Genomic DNA, 18762 nt, shown 5'->3' with positions numbered 1-18762 from the left:
ACGGGATCTGTGGATCTCTAAACTGGCGCCATCGCTCCCTCCTCCGATCCAGGAGTCGACATGCCCGCAGCCGAGAACTCCCGCCACGTCCTGACCTTCTGCGGAAAGTGCAGCTGCGGCTGTCCGGAACTGTTCGTCGACCACGCCGCGCCCGCCGAGCGCCGCATCGTGCTGACCGACGACTTCGGCCAGCGGATCCAGATGAGCGTCGAGCAGCTGCAGGTCATCGTCGACGAGGCGCGCGCCGGCCGCATCACCGAGCTCGTCGACGCGGAACTCGCCCTGGGCGTGGGCTGAGATGCCCGGCGGCCTGCTCCGCAGGGGGAGCGGGTGGGTCGCGGGCGGGGGCACCGTCCGGGCGTGCGGCCGGGCGTCCGGCACCTGCCAACCGCCGCGGTGACGCACCACCACTCCGCGGCGCTGTCCCCGCAACAGCTTCCGACGGCCGTGGCGCTCGTCGCCGCCGTCGCCATGGGCATCGTCGCGTTGTTCCACGCCACCCGGATCGTCACCGACGAGGGCCGGGCGCACCACGTCCCCGCGTTCGTCCGCCAGGTGCTGCGGGGTCGGGCGGCCGCGTTCGTGCCGGTCGAGATCGGCCACACGATCGTCGCGGCGGGAATGGCGATCATGTTCGTCGGTCCCTCCGGGGTGGCGTCCTCGGGGGCGTTCGCGCTGACCTATCTCGCCCTCGCCGGGGTGTTCCTCGTCCTCGTCCTGACGAACCCCGCCTGCTGCGAGCCGGCTCGCTGGTCGTGCTGTTCGATGCTCGTCGTCGAGGCGCTGGCGATGGCGTGCATGGCCCGCGCGGGCCGGTGGCCGGTGGGCGACCTCGGTGACCTCGGTGACCTGTCCGGCTGGTTCGCCGTCGTCTTCTCCGTCGCGGCGGTCGCGGCCGTCGGCGGCCCGCTGCTGCGCCGGGTTCGGCCGGCCTGGGACGTCGCCCCCGCCCCGATCACCCCCGCCGCGTCTCGGCTGATCATGGCCTGCGGGATGCTGCTCATGCTGGTCTGAGGGCGTCCTGAGCGCTCAGCGTGCCGACGTGCTCATCTCCGGTTCCGCCAGCGGCAGGGTGGGCGGGTCCCCGGCCGTCTCCGGAACCGGCCAACGGATCGCACTCGCCTGGCCGTGTCGCACCGAGCCCCGGCCGTGGCAGACGCGGCAGCGGCGCCGGTAGGTCTCGCGGCCCCGGCCGTAGAAGGCCTGCCCCTCGCCGCGGCAGCGCGGGCAGTCCAGCTCGACCGCGCCATGGTGGCGACCGGGAATCAGGCGCGCGGCGAGAACGGCCGCCAACGCGGCGAGGACGATCACCACCACGTAACCCCACCGACCGTCCGCGGTCTGCCGGCCGACGACGCCGGCCCCGACGAGCAGGACGGCACAGAACGCGGTTACCGCACCCAGAGCTCGCATAGCACACCGTTTCATCGCAGGAACTCAATATCCCGTTTCTCCCCTCGTTCCGGGATGTACACACCACCGCGCGACTGATTTCGTCGCGTGCGGTGCCATCGCGTGCCGTGCCATCGCGTGCGGTGCCGTCGACGCGGAGCCGGGGACGCCGTCCTGCCGGCTTGCCGGGCCGAGGCCTCCTTCCGACGCGGGGCGCACTCGTGGCCGCCCGAAGGGAGAACGCGACCCTGGTCCGGGTCCTGGGACGGACGCGGCATTCCGGCCGGCCGCGGCGGCACAGCCCTCCGGCGTCGGGACGTACCGCCCGAACGGAGGGGTGGCGGGGCGTTCAATGGAGGCATGACACACCCGCTGGGACATTTCGCGAACGGACAGCCCGCGGGCCCACCGTTCGCCCTCGAGGAGGGCGACCGGATGCTGCGGGTCCGTCTCGACGGTGGGCAGACCTACGCCAAGCAGGGGTCGATGGTGGCCTACCGGGGGCGGCTCGACTTCGCTTACAAGGGCCAGGGCGTGGGCGGCTTCCTGCGGCGGGCGGTGACCGGCGAGGGCCAGGACCTGATGAAGGTCACCGGCCGCGGGACCGTCTGGTTCGCCGAGTCGGGCAGCCACATCTCGATCTTCACCCTCGACCACGACAGCCTGACGGTCAACGGCCGCAGCCTGCTCGCGCTCGAGTCCGGGGTGCGTTACAAGGTGACCACGACCTCCGGTGGCCTCGGCGCGATGATCGCTGGTGGGGTGTTCAACACCGAGGTCTCGGGCACGGGTGGGGTGGCCGTGCTCTGCCTGGGCTCTCCGCTGGTGCTTCCGACGGACGAGCCGGTGTGTGTCGACCGGGACGCGGCCGTCGCCTGGACGGCGGGCGTGCGCACCCGGGTCGTGTCCACCTTCAAGATGGGCAACCTGGTGGGGCGCAGCTCCGGGGAGCTCGCGCAGATCGAGTACTCCGGTCGGGGGGGCTTCGTCGTCGTCCAGTGCGGCGAGACTCCGGCGGCCGGCACGACCCAGGAAAGGCACTGACCCGCCTGTCCGCGCCACCGCGCACGTACCACCGCGCACGTACCACCGCGCATGTACCAACCGTGCACGCACCATCGCGTACGCGTCGCGCACAGACCATCGCGACGCATCGCCGTGCATGCACCGCCGAGTAGGGACCGGCGCGCAGGGAACCGCGATCGTGCAGGGAGCCGAGATGTCGTCGCCAGCAACGCCTCCGGCGGATGCCGCCCTGGCCGGACAAGCCGGAGGGCCCGCGCGGGGTACACACCCGGCGGGCTCCGTCGAGCCTGGGCCCGACGTGCTGCTCGACGAGCTGCGGTCGATGCTCGCCGGCCAGGGGTTGCCGGTCGCCGCCGACCCGTCGGCGCCGAACGCGGCCCGAGCCGAGGGGACGGCCGGGTTGCCGGCCGCGCTGAGGTGGGCGGCCAGTGGGCTGATGTGGCTCACGGGCCCGCCCGGACGGGCCCCGCTGGTTCCCGACGGGCCGGTGCTCGGCCGCGCCGAGGCGGCGGCCCGGCTGTTCGGGGAGCTGTCCCGCCAGCTCGGCCGGGCTGTGTGGCCCGATGTGGCCACGCTGTTGGGCGGCCGGGCCGCGTTGCTGGGACTGCATCGCCGGGGCACCTGGTCGGCGAACGGAAGCTGCCGGCTGCTGCCGGCCGCGGACGGCTGGATCGCCGTGAACCTCGCGCGGCCCCACGACGTGGACGCCGTGGACGCCCTCGTCGGCGCACTCGGGGACCAGCTCGGGCTCGTGTCGGCCGACCCGTGCCTGCATCCCGTCGAGCAGGCGTGGACGGCGCTGAGCGTGGCGGTGGCCGCCCGGCCGGCCGCGGACGTGGTCGACATCGCCCGGCTGCTCGCCATCCCGGCCGGTGAGCTGGGCGGGCCCCGCCGACCCAGGCCGGTTCGGACAGTGCTGTGCCGGTCGATCGAGGCTTCGCGGCCGCATCGGGCCGCCCGGCCCACGCCGTCGGCACCGGCATCGCCCCGGATCGGTGCCGCGGGTGCCGCGGCAGGTGTCGGCGCCGAACCACTGCTGGTCGTCGACCTGTCCGCCATGTGGGCGGGTCCGCTGTGCGCGCACCTGCTCGGCGAGGCCGGGATGCGGGTGGTGAAGGTCGAAAGCGTGCACAGACCGGACGGGGCACGTGGCGGCGACCCGGAGTTCTACGACTGGCTGCACGCCGGCCACGAAAGCGTCGCCCTGGACTTCGCCACCCCGGGCGGCCGGGCCCTGCTGCGGCGCCTGGTGGAGCGCGCCGACGTCGTCATCGAGTCGTCGCGGCCGCGGGCACTGGCCCAGCTCGGGCTCGACGCCGGGGAGCTCGTCGCCGCCCGACCGGGGCGTACCTGGGTGAGCATCACCGGCTACGGGCGGGCCTATGTCGACACCCATCCGGGCCCGGACCCCGTCGCGTTCGGCGACGATGCCGCGGTGGCGGGTGGTCTCGTCGCGTGGGACCGCTCCGGCGGGGACGCCGTGAGTCCGGTGTTCTGCGGCGACGCCATCGCCGACCCGCTCACCGGTCTGTTCGCCGCGGTGGCCGTGGCCGCCTCCGTGCTCCGCGGCGGCGGCCATCTGCTCGACGTCGCCATGCGGGACGTGGCCGCCTGGGTGGCTGCCCCGCCCGACCAGGGGATGGCCCCGCCCGACGGGGGGACGGGCCCAGCCGACCGGGGGGTGGGGCCGGCCGGACCGGTGCCGTGGACCGTGACCGGTTGCGATCGGGACGGCTGGAACGTGCACCAGGCGGGGCGGACCCAGCAGGTCCTGCCGCCGCGCCCCCCGCAGTGGGGGCCCGGTGCGAGGGAGGCCGGCCGGGCGCGGGCCGCCGCCTCGGGGGCGGACACGCGCACCGTCGTCGACGCGCTGTGCCCGGACTGACGGCTACCGGATCCGTCTCCTTCCCGCGGGCGGTGCGCGTGTCGCCGACTCAGGTCGGGCCATCGCGCGGCGCTGGTCCGGTGGCCCGGTCGGGGCGCTCGCCGGCGGGCACGTCGATCACCGGGTCGGTGGGAGCGTCGTCGCCGAGCAGCCGACCCGCCGGCTGGGCGGCGGCGCGCAGTGGTCGGCGGTCGGGATCGGTGCTGGCGTCGGCGAGCGCGGGATCAGCCGGGCCGGAGCCGTCGGGCTCCTGCCGATGGGTGCTTCCACGGCCCGGCCGGCCCGAACGGGCCCCGCCACCACCGGCGGTCGGATCCTCCCAGAAAATCTCGGTGGCAGCGTCGAAGAAGCCGTCGTCGGCCGACTGCGGCTCGCGGAGTCGGGTGTCGCGCCCGGCGACGGCGGCGGCGGGACGTGGGTCCCCGGCGGGGGCTGGGTCCGCGACGGGAAGGGCCGGGACGGGGTGATCTGCGACGGGGAGGTCTGCGACGGGGAGGTCTGCGACGGGGAGCTCCACCATGGGCAGGGCCGGGGCGGGCAGGGCCGCGTCGCCGCCCACCCGTTCGATGGGCAACGCAGGGCCGTCGGCCGCCGCCGCCGCGGTCGGGTCCGCCGCGAGCCACCCGGGATCGAGATGCCCGACGGCGACCGCCAGCCCGACGAGCCACAGGTACCACACCAGCTCTCCGACGACGCGCCCGGTGACCGCGGCATCCACCCCGAACGGCAGCAGGACCCCCCCGAGCACACCCCCCGCGGCGAGGCCGCCCCAACCCGTGAGAACGACGCCGGCCACTCTCGGCAACGCCGGTCGGGTAGCGGGCCGCCGGGTCACGCCGGCCCGTGCCGCGCGCGTCAGCAGGGCGACCGTCCAGCTCGCGGTCAGCAGGCAGGCGAGGACCTCGCCGATCATGACTCCGAACAGGGTGCGTGCGGTGTCGAAGACGGCGGAGGCGTGGTCCGCCTGGGCGGGGATCGCCGCGCGCCGGGCCAGCGCCGGCACCGTGATCAGCCAGAACAGCAGGCCGGTGAGGTGCGCGCCGGCGGTCGCCGCGCCCAACACGGTCAGCAGGGGGCGATGCGGGCCGCGCGGCAGCAGCCGGACGATCCCCACGGTGATCGGCAGCAGCAGTCCGGCGGCGACGCCGGCAAGCACGACACCGACGCCGATCGCCAGCCAGTGCTCCCGCACGACCGCGAGGGTGTCGGCCGGGGGCGCGCTGAGCACCTCGGGGTAGTCGAGCGCATGGCGCAACTCGGTGAGGCCGACCGCGCCGCACACCGCGCAGACCAGCAACAGGACGGCGGTGGCGCGCTGGTTCGTGGACATCGAACGCGGCTCCTCCCGACCGACCGGCCCGAACTGGTGCGGCGCCGGCCGGGCAGGCACCCGCCGCGCGAACCAGCCCCCTCCGCGCGGCGGAGGTCGTGGCGGGATTGTTACACCGCGTGACGTGGGGAGGCGGGCGGCCCGCCGCCCGCCCGGGCCAGGCCGGCAACGGCCCGCGGACAGGTCCGGTCGAACCGGGCGCCCGGCGATATCGTGGGCGACGGCGCGGGAGCGCCGACCTCGCGCCCGTCCTCCCGGGACGCCGACGACTGCCAGGAGAGGCGAAGCCGTGTCCGCCACCGCCGTTCGCTCCTTTCGGATCCTGCTCGTCGAGGACGACCCCGGTGACACGCTCATGGTCACCGAGGCGCTGACGGACCGGGGGTTCGACCACGAGCTGCACGTGGCCTCCGACGGCGTCGAGGCGATGCGTTTCCTGCGCGATGCCGCGGCACCCCGGCCGGATCTGATCCTGCTGGACCTCAACATGCCCCGGATGGACGGCAGGGAGGTTCTCCTGTCGGTCAAGGAGGATCCGGCCCTGCTGACCATTCCGGTCGTCGTCCTGACGACCTCGGACGCCCCGACCGACGTGCTGCGCAGTTACAGCCTGCACGCGAACGCGTACGTCACCAAGCCCGTCGACTTCGACGCCTTCATCCTTGCCCTGCACCGGATCGACGACTTCTATCTCGGCCTGGTCCGTCTGCCCGGAAGCTGAGCTCCTCCCGTCCCGCCGTATTAGTGGGCGCGGGGGGCATCGCAGGTCGATTACCAGAGATCGCCCGGCGGTGAAGCCGGTTGTGATTGCGAGGGATCGTCCCCGCCGTGCACACCACCTACGGGTAGCCTCTCCTTACTTCGGGCAGCCTTACCCGTAGCGATGTTCCGATCGTTGTGACCGGTCGGGAGTGTCGGCTCGCTGCGAATTACGCATCCTTGTGATTTGCTGGTGCCTCGAGGTTCGTAAGCCTGCCCGGTCCGGTCGATCTGTGGCCTCGTCGTCGCAGATGGTCGGTGTCCGGTCGCGGGCCGCCGGGGTGACCGGAGCAGCTGGCCGCCCCGCCCGGCGCGGTGTGGGGACGTCCGGCTGGAAACAGTCGACGGAAAGGTGTGGAACCGATGGCGACGCGTGGCGACACGGAAATCATAGAACTGCTCAACAGTGTGCTGACGAACGAGCTCACAACCATCAACCAGTATTTCCTGCACAGCCGGATGCAGCGCAACTGGGGCTACCGGCGGATCGCGGAGCACTACTACCACGAGTCCATCGACGAGATGAAGCACGCCGACCAGCTCATCGAGCGTGTCCTCTACCTCGGTGGTCTGCCGAATCTGCAGCGGCTGCACACACTGCGCATCGGCGAGACGGTTCCCGAGCAGCTCGAGATCGACCGGTCCGGCGAATTCGAGGCCGTCGACGTGCTGCGTGGCGGCATCGCGCTGAGCCGCGAGCGCGGCGACATCGGCTCGGCGGTCCTGCTGGAGCAGATCCTCGTCTCCGAGGAGGAGCACATCGACTGGCTCGACGCCCAGCTCGAACTGATCTCCCAGCTCGGCGCGGCCAACTACCTCAGCCAGCAGATCCACGAGGACGACTGACCGCGGCGTCGGGGGCGGAGGTCGGAACAGTCGCCCCGTCGGCGGGAAGGGTTCGCGGCATGCTCCGGCCCACCCCCGCGCGCCTGCGGTCCACGCGGGCGCGGCGCCCGACGACCGACCCTGCCGGCCGGGGTGCTTCGCGGGCTGCCCGGCCGGTCCTGGTGCGGTCCGCCCGCCCGTGCGGCGCACGGACGGGCGGGGCCGGACGGGCGGCGCCGGGAATTCTCGGGACGTTCGTGCGGGGTGGCACCCCGGCCGGCTCGCTCGGCTGTTCCCTGGGTCACCGAATCCCGCCCACCTCCTCGTCGCCGTCACCGGCTGTTATTGGCCGGAGCGACGGACGATCCTTCCCGCGTGACGGTGTCCGGTCTCGCTATGCAGGACCGATCCTCCTGGCGATAGTGTCCAGGCGGGCGTTCGTAGCACCTGACGTCGACGTCCACAGGATGGGCGTCTCGGCGGCTCGCCGGAGGAGGAGAGGGTCGATGGGCATCGCCAGGCCCCGCCGACCCCGGCTGCCCGGCCGGTGGCCGCCGACGTCGCCGGAACCGCCCACCTGAACCGCCGGGAGTCCCCCCGTGGGTGCCCCCGAACAAATCCCTTGCGAACGGAAAGGATCGTGCTCTAGTGGCGACGTACACGCTGCCCGACCTGAAGTACGACTATGGCGCACTGGAACCGTCCATCATCGGACAGATAGTCGAGCTGCACCACGACAAGCACCACGCGACCTACGTCAAGGGTGCGAACGACACCCTTGAGAAGATCGCGGAGGCGCGCGACAAGGGCGACTTCGGCGCCATCGTCGGCCTGGAGAAGACGCTCGCGTTCAACCTCTCCGGGCACATTCTCCACTCGATCTACTGGGAGAACCTGTCCCCGGACGGCGGCGACAAGCCGGACGGCGTGCTCGGCGAGGCCATCACCACCGACTTCGGATCCTTCGACGCCTTCAAGGCGCAGCTCAACGCTGCGACCACGACGGTGCAGGGCTCCGGCTGGGGGGTGCTGGCCTACGACGCCACCGGCCAGCGGCTGCTGATCGAGCAGGTGTACGACCACCAGAGCAACGTCGGTGTCGGCAACACCCCGCTGCTGGTGTTCGACGCGTGGGAGCACGCCTGGTACCTGCAGTACAAGAACGTCAAGGCGGACTACGCGGCGGCCCTGTGGAACATCGTCAACTGGGCCGACGTCGCCGAGCGTTTCGCGAAGGCGAAGGCCGCGGCGGCCGTCTGAGCGCGGCACCATGGCCGCCCGGGTCCACGCCCGCTCGAGTCCGGTTCACCGGGCCCGGGCTGGTGGGGGCGGCGGGCCCAGGCACCCGGCGGGGGTGAGCCCCGTCGCGGCGCCGCGGCGCCGCGGGCGAGTCACGGCAGGGGCATCACCCGATCGGGTGGTGCCCCTGCCGTCGTTGCGCGCTCCGCCGCCCTGTGATCCACGAAAGTGATGCAGCGCACAGCGAGAACCCGTTGACGGATGATGGTGCGACTACCGAGGGTAGTAACCATGTCTGTGGACGCACGTCAGTCCGTTCGACTCAGCCACGTCTCCCTGACGCCGTCATCGTCCTCATGGCGCTGTCGCTGAGCTGATCCGCCGGAAGCTTCCCCGACTGGACTTCGGCCCGTCGCCGAACACGCATCCGTCGGACGTCGGCGGCGCCACCGCGCCGAGACCTCCCGGCCCGCACTCCCGCACTACCCGCCCCCATCCGGGCCGCCGGGCCCGCCCCGGTCGTCGGCCGGTGAGCCCGGCCGTGTCCCCGGAGCCGGCATCGTCGCGTTCGGCCCTGGGACAGGCGGGGGACCGGTCCACCGCCCGGATGCCACGCGCGTGACCCGCCCGATCGGCCACCCGACGCACGACCATGCTCCTGCCGCGTCCGCGGCACGCCCGGTCATCAGGCCGCGGCGATCCGTTTCCTCCAAAGGAGACCAGGCGCCGATGATGTCGCCGTTCCAACCCCTGTCCCTCACCGATCGGCCGGCGGGCGGGTATCCCGCCGTCGCGGCGCCCCGTGCCGCGCGCCCGCTCGTGGCCGCCACCGCGACCGCCACCGCGACCCCCGGCCCGCGCAGCCCCGTCACGACGCCCGTGCGGCCGGTCGCCCGCGCCACCGTCGCCCGCCGCGACATCCGCGCCACGATCGCCGCCCTGCCCGGCCGCGGCGAGGACCCGGCGGTCTTCGACGCGCTCGCCGACCGGCTGGCGCTCGACGGCTACCTGCTCACCGTCGTCCCCGACGGCGGTAACCGGGTGTCCGCCCTGGTCGAGGGACGGGTCCCGGGCGCGCCCTTCGTGTTGCTCGGCTCCGACACCGGCGCGCTGGCGGCGCTGGCGATGGTCGGCTCGCCCGCCGTCCGTCCCGACGGGCTGGTCCTGCTCGGCCTGCCGCTGCTGCACCTGCCCGTGGCCGGCCTGCTCGTCGAGGAGCCCTCGCCGCGGGCCCTGCCCGACCTGCCGATCCTGCTGCTGCACGGCACCGACGACGAGATCAGCCCGCTGCCCCTGGTACGCATGACGACCCGGACCGCGCCGCGCGCCGAACTCGACGTGGTCCCCGGCGGCCACGACGTGCTCACCGGAGCAGGTCGGCGCTGCGTCGCGGCGCGCACCGTGCTGTTCCTGGAGTCCCTGCTGGACGCCTGAGCCCGCGTTCGTTCCCGTCTCCCGCTCCCCGCCTCCACCCCGTGCCCCGCCCCATGCCGCCGCGCGGCGTGCTCGGCAAGACCGCGCTGGTGACGCCGACGCGGTGACGCCGACGCGGTGACACCGACGCGGTGACACCGACGCGGTGACGCCGACGCGGTGACGCCGGTCGGTCTCCCAGCGTGAAGGTGCCTGCATATGTCGGGCATACTGAGCGCACATCGGACCCGCCTGCGCCGTGGCGGTCGTCGCCGTGGGGGACGGGGATCGGGGAGAGGCGGGGGTACCGGGGTGTCGTCATCGTCACCGGCAGGGCGACGGACACGGCCGCGGACGGCCGCCGCCCTGGCGGTCTGCCTGCTCGCAGCGTCGCTGCTCGTCGTGCTGCTCGTGCCGGCGCGGGGAAGCTCCCACGATCCTGGGACGCACTGCCGGAATGTGAAGATCTACACCGGGCAGGCGAACTCCCCGTACTGGGTCGTCGCGCAGGAGCTGGGCCGCGAGCTCGTCCGGCGCCATCCCGGCTGGGGACTGACCGTCGACCCGGTCGCCACCGACGGCAGCGCCGACAACCTCTACCGGCTTCAGGACGACGGGGCCGCCGCGTGCTCCCTCGCGATGGTCCAGCTCAACGTGGCCGTGGACGCCACCTTCGGTATCTACCAGTTCGACTACCAGAGTGCGGCCCGGTTCCGCCGGGGCACCCTGAACCAGGTCAACCGGCTGCGCACGCTCGGGCCCGCCTACTTCGATCTCGTGCACGTCATCGTCCGCCGCGGCGAGGTGTCGAACCTGCGCGACCTGTGCGGCAGGACCGTCTCCGGTGGTCTGGAGCTGTCCGGCTCCCTGCAGATGAACGACGTGCTGTTCGACAACGTGTGCGCGCTCACGCCGCCGGCGCTGCCGCTGCCGCACGTCGTCTACCAGTCGCTCGGCGAGGGGATGGGGTCGCTGACCGATCCGGCGTCGGCCGCGGACCCGGTGCAGGCGGTGGTCTGGGTGGCGGCGCCGTCGGAGGTCCTCGACGAGCGGATCCGCCGGCTCGGCGGCGCCGCGGGGGACCTGCAGCTCCTCCCGATCGACCAGTACCGCGAGGGTTTCGGCACCCACTGGGACCGGTACTACGAGCGGGTCGCCGGGGCCGGGTTCGTCCGCCGCGACGGCGCGCCGGGCATCTTCGCCGACCGAACGATCGCCGGCGGGACGTACACCGGGATGAACCAGCCGACGCCGACGGTCGGCGCCCCCAACGGCCTGGTGGTCCGCGACTCCGTGGACCCCGGGCTCGCCGTCGCCGCGGCGAGGATCATGGCCGACCGGCCGTGGCTCGCGGGCGTGCTGGGCCAGGCGGCACCCGCCGCCGTCGCCCACGCCCACAGCGACGCGCTGGAATCCGACGCCGACGCGGGCGACGGCGAGTACCGCCAGCTCTGGCGCAACCCGGTGTTCTGCCTGGTACCGGTCCTTCCCGCCGTCGCGACCGCGCTGCGCGAATACACCTCACAGCAGCGCTGCGGGCTGTCCTGACGGCCGTCTCGCACCGGACGGCCGTCTCGGATCGGACGGCCGTCTCGGATCGGACGGCCGTCTCGGATCGGGCTGCCCTTCCGGCGGCCCGGGTGGGCCGGCAGGCAAGGCCGACACGCTGGCCCGTCAGGCGAGCAGGTACCCGCGGCGCACCGCCTCGTCGATCATGACGCGGATGTAGGCCCACAGCGCCGGGGAACCGTCCTCGACGGTCTTCTGGTGAGCCAGCACGTCCGCCCTGCTCACCCGGTGCGGAAGCCAGGTGCTCCCGGCGGTGTAGAAGTTCAGCAGCAGCGGCTGCACCCGGTCGAGGGCGCGGGCGAACCGGGCGTCGGGGGTGCGCCGCTCCTCGAACTCGTCCCACAGCGCCCGCAGCTCGTCGGCCTGGTCACCGGGAAGCTGCGGGAACAGCCGGTCGGCGGCCGCCCGCTCGCGTTCGGCCTGGCTGGCCGCGGCCTGCGTGTCGTACAGGAACGTGTCGCCCGCGTAGACCTCCACCAGGTCGTGGATCAGCAGCATGCGGATGACCCGCGCCTGGTCGACCTCCGCCGCCGCGTACTCGCCGAGGACGACGGCGAGCATCGCCAGATGCCAGGAGTGCTCGGCGTCGTTCTCCCGCCGAGACCGGTCGATCAGGTGGCTCTGCCGCAGCACCGACTTGAGCTGGTCGATCTCCAGCAGGAAGGCGATCTGCCGGGCGAGGCGCGCGTCGGTGATCCCCGGGGGCGGCTCGACCGGCGGTCCCACCGCACCCGCGGGCTCGTCGCGGGAGGGCGATGGGGGGGACGGGGACGAGCGGGAGGGAGATGGGATCGTCGACACGTCGCTCCTCGGTGCTCGCCCGGCGTTGCGGCTACCGACGATACGGCCTGCTGGGATGTCACCCCGTCGGGCCGATGCCCGGCCCTGCCGCGCCCGGCACGATCGGTCCCTGCCGTCGACGTTCGTGACGATCGCCTGCGTCATCTATGACGCCTTTCCCGCCCGACCGGGATGAGATCCCTGCTTGAAGTAACCGGATCGGCGAGATGCCTATACGCTCGGTGACTGTGACGGTTGTGGCGTCGCCGCCGCCTGCTCCCAGCGGAGGGCCGGAATCCCGGCGCCGCGGGGGCGTCCGGCGACGGCGCGAGGGCAGGGCTCCCAGGGCACCCGTCCCGCCCGGCCCGGGCTGGTTCCGCCAGGCCGCGCGGCTGGCGCGCACCGTCGCGGCACACTGCGACGCCGGCGTCCGGCTGGTCGGGCTGCTCGGCGTGCTCGTCGTCGCGCTGGCCCTGTTCGGGTTGACCCTGCGCGGGGTTGTCGCCCACCGGCTCGACGCCACCGACGACCTGGTCACCCGGCAGGGGCGGGCGCTGGCCACGGCCCAGGAGCTGCGTGCCGCGTTGTCCCAGGCCGACGCCGCCGCAGCCGCCGAGTTGTTCGCCCCCGTCGAACTGCTGGTCGACAAAAGGGAGCCGGCGGCGGAGCTGCGGGCCCGCTACGACGGGATCAAGGCCGGCCAGCCCTTCGAGGCGAGCGTGGCCGAGGCCGCCCGCGACGTCCTCGACCTGCGCCGCCTCGACCCGAGGCTGTGCGCCTCGGATCCGGATCCCCGACTCGGGCCCCTCGTCCCCGCCGCGGCCGACCCGGCGGCACTCGCTCCCGACCCGATGGCCGCGGCGGGAGTCGGCGACGGCGACGATCTCACGGTCCCCCCGGACGGCCCGGTCGACGGGGTGGACCAGGCCGGCGGGATGGAACCACCCTGGTCCACATCGGGGGGCGAGTCCGACGGGGCGCGCCCGCCGGCCGGTGCGTCTGGGGGCGCGTCGGATGGCGCCTCGCGGGGCATGGCGTCCCCGGCGTGCCCCCTGGACCTGCTGGCTCAGGGCATCCCCGTCTACAACGGGATGGTGGAGCGGGCCCGGGCGAACAACCGCGCCGGTCTGTCCGTGGGCGAGGCCAACCTGCGGGCCGCCTCGACCATGATGCGCACCGAGATCCTCCCCTCGACCGAGGTTCTCGTCGCCCGCTACGCCGACGCCGTCGACCTCGCCTACCAGCGGGCCACCGGGTCGCAGGGGGAGTGGGCCATCGTGATCACCGCCGCCTTCGCGCTGGGCTCGCTGATCGGCGTGCAGCTGCTGCTGGTGCGCCGGACGAACCGCCTGATCAACCCGGGTCTGGTGATCGCGACCGGCGCGGTGCTGGCGGCGGTCGTCTGGACGGCGGTGGCGTTCGGCACCCAGCAGACCCGCCTGGACACCGCCCGCGACGCCGGCTATCGGCAGATGACGCTGCTCGCGCGCTCGAAGACCCTGACCCTGGAGGCCAGGGTCGACGAGAACCTGTCGCTGACCGCGTTGGGCAACGGCGTCCGTTTCGACGAGCACTTCGCCTGGGTGACCCGGGGGTTGGGTTTCGACGCGACCGGCGACCGGCTGCCGCCCGAGCCGGTCACCCGCCGAGGCTCCCTCGTCGTGGCGCTCGACAGCCGCCAGGGTGCGGACCTGCCACCCGGGCTGGAGGCGGACCTGCGGTCCTGGCTGCGGGTGCGCGACTCGGTGGTGAGACTGCTGGCCTCCTCGCCCGACTCGGTCGTGGCCGCCGCCCACGCTCCCGGGGACGCCGGCTCCACCGGTGGGGACGCGCGCTCGTCCGACACGTTCGGCGAGGCGGTCACCCGCACGCTCGGGCCGGACACGGCCGCGTTCACCCGTTTTCTCGGCAAGCTGGACGTGGCCGTCGACTCCGCCCGCGGTCGGTTCGAGGGCGACGTGCGCCGCGCGGCCGACGCCCTGCGGGCCCTGCGGCTGGCCGGCCCGGCCCTCGTGCTCGCCGCCATCGTCGCCGCCGCGGCCGGCATGTGGCCACGCCTGCGGGAGTTCCTGTGAGCCTCCGCGACGGCGCCCGCCGGTGCCGCGGTGCTCGCCTGCGCCGGGATGCCTGGCTGGTCGCGGCGGGTCTCGCCTGCTGCCTGGCCCTGGTGGGCGGTGCCGGCTGCAGCACGGCGCGCAGCCCGCTGCCGATCGAGGCCGGCCCGCTGCCGCGTTCCCCGGCGCCGCCGGCCGAGCCGACACCGGCGCCGGCCGGGGCGGTCAATCCGGACGGCACCTGCCGCCAGGACGGCCGGCCGGTGCGCTCCACGGAGCCGCCGCTGGACCCGCTGCCGGCACCGGGGCACATGCCGACCGGCAGCCGGATGCGCGCGATCGCCCAGGTCCGGGGCTACCTGCGGGTCGGCATCGTCACCGACGCACCGCCCGCGGGGCTGATGAACTGGCGCACCCTGCGGCTGGAGGGGTTCGACGTCGGCATCGCCCGCGCCGTCGCCGCGGCGATCTTCGGGCCGGACGACGTCGACGATCACATCCAGTTCCGGGCGGTCACCACGTCGGAGCGGGAGGACCTGCTGCGATCCAACATGGTCGACATGCTCGTCGCGACGATGACCATCACCTGCGAGCGCAAGCGGCAGGTCCGGTTCTCCAGCGTCTACTACGAATCGACCCTGCGGCTGCTGGTCCGCCAGGAGGCGGGTTTCACCGGCATCGCGGACCTCGCCGGCCGGCCGGTGTGCACGTCGGCGGGCAGCACGGCCAGCGAGAAGCTCGCGCGGCTGCCGACGCCCGCCCCGCGCGTGGTGACCCGCTCCCGCATCGCCGACTGCCTGGTCGCCCTCCAGCACGGCGACGTCGACGCGATCGTCGGCGACGACGTCCTGCTCGCCGGGCTCGCCGCCCAGGACCCCTACACGACGGTGCTCGGCCCGCAGGCGTTCGGGGCGGCGTTCGCGGCCGGCGGGCGGCTCGACGAGCCCTACGGCATCGCGATGCCGATCACCGGTGACACCGCGGGGGACGACGGGTTCGTGGCGTTCGTCAACGGGGTGCTGCGGCAGATCATGCTCGACGGCACCTGGTCACGGCTGTACGACGAGTGGCTGCGTCCCGGGCTGCGCGTCCCGGGCCGCCCGCCGCTCGCCGACGCCGACACCTCCTGAGACGAGCCCGGCGGGCCGGCAGCCGGATCGGCCAGGGTGGCCGAGGCGGATCACGGGGGCAGGGCGTCAGGTCAGGGTGCGGGGGCGGGCGTGGTTTGCCTGGTCGACGAGCCGGACGCGGCTGGCCCGGTCGGGGGTCAGACGGGCCATCTCCCGGTAGGTCTCGGCGAGCCCGAACCTCAGCTCGCGCTCGACCATGGGCCGACCGAGCAGGGTCGGGGGCCGGGGCGAGCCAGGCGGTGGATGGCCCGCGGGGACCAGCGTCAGGGCGGCGGTGAAGATGTCGCGGCGCAGCTCGGCGCGGCGTCGTTCGCCGAGGTCGAGCAGGGGATCGGCCAGCAGTGCCGCGGCGCGTAGCAGCGCCGCGGAGCCGGTCGCCGGGGAGTCCGTTCCGGGGACGCGGGCGACCAGGACGCCGATCATCCGGGCCCGCGACGCCGTGTAGGCGGAGGAGGAACGGGGCACCCGCTGATAGGCGTCGATCTTGCCGGTCGGGTCGGTCCGGCACCGCGCCAGCCCGAACGCGGCGCTGGTGACGCCGGGGTCGATGGCGCCGACGACGTCGAACAGCTCGCCCGCGCGCTCCCGGGCCGCCTGGCGCTCCCGGGCGGAGCCGGCGGTGGTCGCCACGTCGGCGAGGGCCGTCGCGAGGGCGAGGCGGGGGGCGAGCTCCCCGGGAACCTGCGAGTACACCCGGTCGAAGGCCGCCGCGGCCTGCCCGGGCCGCCGCGCGACCAGGGCGGCCAGCCCCCGGTACCAGTCGACGCGCCACTCGCGGGGGGCCGCCGCGGCCGCGGCGTCCAGGGCGCGGGCCGCCTCGCCGAGCTGCCCGGCGCGGATCCGCGCCCGGGCCAGCGCCAGGCGCACCTCCGTGGTCACCGGAACGATGGCGGCCAGCCGGGCGGCGAGCGCCGCCGGGTCCTCCTCCGGGCCGGCGGTCAGCGCCGGCGCGCGCGGGTCGTCCTGGTCGACCCGCAGGTCCGGTAGCACCTCCCAGGCGGCGGGGGGTCCGGTCGGGCCGGTCTCCCCGGTGGGATGCCCGGCGGCGTCGAACCATCGGCTCGCCAGCGGCGGAACCGGCCCCTCCGTGCGGGCGACGATCTCGTAGAGCACGCCGACCAGCTCGTCCGCCAGTTCGGTGACGCTCTGGAAGCGTCGTTGTGGGTCGGTCGCGGTGGCCCGGCGCAGCAGTCGGTCCAGCGACTCGAACTCCCGCAGCGGCGGGTGGGCCCGGCGCGGGGGCAGCACGTGCCGGTAGGCGTCGACGAACCCGGGGAAGCGGCCGAGGACGAGGCGGGCCAGCGTCCGGGCGACGGCGAACGTGTCCGTGGTGACCGACGGTGCGGCCCGTGCGACGCCGCCGGGGCGTTCGCCGTCGTCGTCGAGCTCGGGCGCGCGGTAGCCCGGCGTGGACAGGTAGCCGGAGACCATGTCGTCGAGGCGGCGGGCCCCGCCGAGGTCGATGAGCTTCACCCCGGACGCGGTGACCATCACGTTGTCCGGTTTGAAGTCGCAGTAGACCAGGCCCATCCGGTGCAGGTGGCCCAGCGCGGGCAGCACCCGCAGCAGGTAGCGCAGCACGTCCGCGGGGGGTGGTGGGGCGGGTCGCCCATCCGGACCGGGCGGCCCGGTGTCGGCCAGCCCGGTCAGGGAGATCCCCGGCACGTACTCCATCACGATGTAGTCCTCGCCCTCGTGGGTGACGTAGTCGAGGATCTTCACGATCGCGGGGTGGGACACCGTGGTGAGGATGCGCCGCTCGCCCTCCGCGATCCGCCGGGCCTCCGGGTTGGCGGCGTCGAGCAGTCCCTTGAGCACCACCCAGGCCTGCACGTCGTCGCCACCGAGGTTGTCGTCCGTGGCCGCGTACACCCAGCCGAGGCCACCATGGGCGATCACTCCGTGCACGGTGTAACGGCCGACCCGCTCGCCGGGACGCAGCTTGACGGTGAACGAGTAGCGGTGGCCGCATCCCCCGCAGGTGCCCTCGAGCGCGACCGTTCCCGACTGGCCCGGACGGGCCACCGGCGCGCCGCACCCCGCGCACTCCCGCAGCCCCACGGGCACGCTCGGCGCCTCCAGCAACGGTGGGGTGGCACCGGGGGGTGGCCCGATCCGGCGGGGCAGTCGCAGCGGGTCGCGCGGCACACCGGGCGCGGGGCCCCGACGGGGGGAGGAGATCGTTCGTGGGACCGGCACCGCACCGACGCCCACGGCCCGCTCGCGGCCGTCCTCGTCGCCGTCGTCATCGCCGGGCCGGGGCGAACCGGTGAAGCGGGCCCGCGTGGGCTCGGTCGGTTCGAGCCACCGGGCGGACCCGGCCGCGCCGCCGGTGCGGCCGTCCCCCGGCGGGTCCGACCGATCCTCGTGGTGGTCCCCGTCGGGCAGCGTCGCGTCGTCCTCCGCCATAGGTGCCTCTCCGCCGACGTCCGCGGCCCGGCTGGGGCGCTGCCGTGTCGTGCCGTCAGCCTGCCACGGGCCCGTTCGTCCGTCGTGGTGGAGCTCCCTTTGCTCCTGGCACGGACGTTTCGGCCGCGCTGGACCGACCGTGTCCGAGAGGTCGGCCGTATGCTGACGGCCTTCTGGGGCGCCACCCGGGCACGTTCCGTTTCGTCGGCCGGACGCGCCTGGTGTTTTCACGGTTGCGCGCGTGGGGTTCGACGGTCGGCAAAACCGGGATCGGTCGGACAGCGCCCGCTGCACCCGGATTCCGGCCGGCCGGCGCCCGGGGCGGCGTGCACCGGGACCGGTGGCCCCGTCGCCCGGTGACGCGGCCTCCCGGGTAATGGCTCCGTCCGGCGGGTGACGGCTGCGTTGGGCCGGAATCGGCGGCCGTCGTGCCCGGCCGGCGACGGTTGCGGCGGGCGCGGGAGGCGTCCGCGGACGACCCCGCGCACGCCGAAGGGCCGACCGGACTGGCCGGTCGGCCCTCGGGAGCAGCTCCCGGACCCGGAGCGACGCCGCTGGTGGGCGGGGTCGCCGGGCGCAGGCTCAGCGGAGACTAGTGGTGCACCGGCCGACGGCCGTGCACGGCGCGGTAGATCAGCAGTGCGATGATCGCACCGATGATGGAGCCGATCAGGCCGGAGGGCTGGAACGCGCCCTCGTCGAAGTCGTGGCCGAACAGGAGGTAACCGAGAAATCCACCGATGAAGGAGCCGACAAGGCCGAGGACAATCGTCGCCGGAATGCTCATCGCGTCGCGACCCGGAACAACCAGGCGGGCGACTGCGCCAGCGACGAGCCCAAGCAGAATCATGGTGAGGATGAACCAGAGCACGAGAGCCTCCGCAATTTTGCCGTGGCCGGCGGCGGTGCCGGGGTGCGCCGCTTTCCTGTTCGCCGGTGTGATCGCGGGTT

The 18762-nt window shown here is 74.1% G+C and carries 16 protein-coding genes; 11 read left to right on the top strand and 5 right to left on the bottom strand.

Annotated elements, in window-relative coordinates:
* The first annotated feature begins 60 nt into the window (after positions 1-60).
* Together FRAAL_RS18985 and FRAAL_RS18980 are read left to right on the top strand one after the other, a co-directional pair.
* Positions 61-297 carry a hypothetical protein gene (locus FRAAL_RS18985; RefSeq protein WP_011605468.1) on the top strand — a complete coding sequence of 79 codons (237 nt, stop codon included), beginning with the start codon at positions 61-63 and terminating at the stop codon, positions 295-297.
* Between the two features lie 63 nt (positions 298-360).
* On the top strand, positions 361-1014 hold the full coding sequence (locus FRAAL_RS18980; RefSeq protein ID WP_231861101.1) for a DUF5134 domain-containing protein: 654 nt from the start codon (positions 361-363) through the stop codon (positions 1012-1014).
* Positions 1015-1029: 15 nt separating this feature from the next.
* On the opposite strand, the gene FRAAL_RS18975 is transcribed toward FRAAL_RS18980, so the two are convergent.
* Entirely contained in the window at positions 1030-1413 is a 384-nt protein-coding gene (locus FRAAL_RS18975; protein WP_231861099.1) for a cytochrome C, read from the bottom strand.
* A gap of 339 nt (positions 1414-1752) precedes the next feature.
* Here FRAAL_RS18975 and FRAAL_RS18970 point away from each other — a divergent pair, with 339 nt between their 5' ends.
* Both FRAAL_RS18970 and FRAAL_RS18965 read left to right on the top strand, forming a co-directional pair.
* The gene (locus FRAAL_RS18970; protein WP_011605465.1) at positions 1753-2436 is read left to right on the top strand and encodes an AIM24 family protein; all 684 of its coding nucleotides are present in this window, start codon (positions 1753-1755) and stop codon (positions 2434-2436) included.
* 280 nt (positions 2437-2716) lie between these two features.
* Positions 2717-4303, top strand: a complete 1587-nt coding sequence (locus FRAAL_RS18965; protein ID WP_011605464.1) for a CoA transferase — start codon at positions 2717-2719, stop codon at positions 4301-4303.
* Between the two features lie 49 nt (positions 4304-4352).
* On the opposite strand, the gene FRAAL_RS18960 is transcribed toward FRAAL_RS18965, so the two are convergent.
* Complete coding sequence (locus tag FRAAL_RS18960) at positions 4353-5633, bottom strand: hypothetical protein (protein ID WP_041940745.1); 1281 nt, start codon at positions 5631-5633, stop codon at positions 4353-4355.
* Positions 5634-5922: 289 nt separating this feature from the next.
* Between FRAAL_RS18960 and FRAAL_RS18955 the strand changes: the two genes are divergently transcribed.
* The 5 genes from FRAAL_RS18955 (at position 5923) to FRAAL_RS18935 (ending at position 11417) form a co-directional block, all read left to right on the top strand.
* Positions 5923-6354, top strand: coding sequence for a response regulator (locus FRAAL_RS18955; RefSeq protein ID WP_011605462.1), 432 nt, complete (start codon positions 5923-5925; stop codon positions 6352-6354).
* A gap of 401 nt (positions 6355-6755) precedes the next feature.
* Positions 6756-7238 carry a bacterioferritin gene (bfr, locus tag FRAAL_RS18950; RefSeq protein WP_009737569.1) on the top strand — a complete coding sequence of 161 codons (483 nt, stop codon included), beginning with the start codon at positions 6756-6758 and terminating at the stop codon, positions 7236-7238.
* 627 nt (positions 7239-7865) lie between these two features.
* Entirely contained in the window at positions 7866-8477 is a 612-nt protein-coding gene (locus tag FRAAL_RS18945) for a superoxide dismutase (protein ID WP_041939484.1), read from the top strand.
* 708 nt (positions 8478-9185) lie between these two features.
* On the top strand, positions 9186-9890 hold the full coding sequence (locus FRAAL_RS18940) for an alpha/beta hydrolase (protein WP_063822650.1): 705 nt from the start codon (positions 9186-9188) through the stop codon (positions 9888-9890).
* A gap of 291 nt (positions 9891-10181) precedes the next feature.
* Positions 10182-11417 (top strand): TAXI family TRAP transporter solute-binding subunit, encoded by a 1236-nt coding sequence (locus tag FRAAL_RS18935; RefSeq protein ID WP_063822649.1) that lies wholly within the window; start codon positions 10182-10184, stop codon positions 11415-11417.
* A gap of 126 nt (positions 11418-11543) precedes the next feature.
* Here FRAAL_RS18935 and FRAAL_RS18930 read toward each other — a convergent pair whose 3' ends face one another.
* The gene (locus FRAAL_RS18930; RefSeq protein WP_083866847.1) at positions 11544-12239 is read right to left on the bottom strand and encodes an HD domain-containing protein; all 696 of its coding nucleotides are present in this window, start codon (positions 12237-12239) and stop codon (positions 11544-11546) included.
* 227 nt (positions 12240-12466) lie between these two features.
* Between FRAAL_RS18930 and FRAAL_RS18925 the strand changes: the two genes are divergently transcribed.
* Complete coding sequence (locus FRAAL_RS18925) at positions 12467-14293, top strand: GlnX family signal transduction membrane protein (RefSeq protein ID WP_231861098.1); 1827 nt, start codon at positions 12467-12469, stop codon at positions 14291-14293.
* Positions 14290-15402: a glutamate ABC transporter substrate-binding protein gene (locus FRAAL_RS18920; protein WP_231861097.1), complete on the top strand. Its 1113-nt coding sequence runs from the start codon at positions 14290-14292 to the stop codon at positions 15400-15402. The genes FRAAL_RS18925 and FRAAL_RS18920 overlap by 4 nt, the downstream gene beginning before the upstream one ends.
* 66 nt (positions 15403-15468) lie before the next feature.
* Here the strand turns inward: FRAAL_RS18920 and FRAAL_RS18915 are convergent, their stop codons facing one another.
* Together FRAAL_RS18915 and FRAAL_RS18910 are read right to left on the bottom strand one after the other, a co-directional pair.
* Positions 15469-17811, bottom strand: a complete 2343-nt coding sequence (locus tag FRAAL_RS18915; RefSeq protein ID WP_011605455.1) for a serine/threonine-protein kinase — start codon at positions 17809-17811, stop codon at positions 15469-15471.
* 592 nt (positions 17812-18403) lie between these two features.
* The gene (locus FRAAL_RS18910; RefSeq protein WP_041940742.1) at positions 18404-18661 is read right to left on the bottom strand and encodes a GlsB/YeaQ/YmgE family stress response membrane protein; all 258 of its coding nucleotides are present in this window, start codon (positions 18659-18661) and stop codon (positions 18404-18406) included.
* Positions 18662-18762 lie beyond the last annotated feature (101 nt).

Origin of the sequence: Frankia alni ACN14a (genome assembly GCF_000058485.1) — a bacterium.
GTDB classification, from domain to species: domain Bacteria; phylum Actinomycetota; class Actinomycetes; order Frankiales; family Frankiaceae; genus Frankia; species Frankia alni.
This window is presented reverse-complemented; position numbering and strand designations above follow the sequence as displayed.